General features: G+C 73.7%; 1 protein-coding gene. It reads right to left on the minus strand.

Translation table 11 applies throughout. The features are described from left to right. Positions 1 to 372, minus strand: a 372-nt coding sequence (locus BIV03_RS12945) for a universal stress protein (RefSeq protein ID WP_175475833.1), incomplete at both ends; no start/stop codon positions are given.

Here is a 372-nt window from a genome sequence, read left to right on the forward strand (position 1 = left end):
GCGATGAGCTCGTGCGCGGTGGACCCGAAGAACAGCCCGCCGAGCACCGAGCGGTGCTGTCGTCCGAGGACGATCACCGAGGCCTCGCTCGCGTGTCGCCCGAGGACCTCCGAGGGGTCACCCTCCTCGAGCACGGGTCGGTGCCGGAGACCGGGGAACCGGATGTGGAGGAGTCGTTCGGCGTCGACGAGCACGCTGCGGGCGTGCTCCCGGATGAGGTCCGGGTCCTCGAGGACGCTGAGCCCTCCGACCCGGGCGCTCACCGGGGCCTTCCACGCCCGGGCCAGGGTCAAGCGCCGGTGGTCCCTGACCGCCTGCGCGCCGGCGAAGCGGAGCGCCGTGTCACCGCTCGCGTCGTCGACGCCGAGCAGG

This window comes from Curtobacterium sp. MCBA15_016, from assembly GCF_001865105.1.
Taxonomy (GTDB): Bacteria; Actinomycetota; Actinomycetes; order Actinomycetales; family Microbacteriaceae; genus Curtobacterium.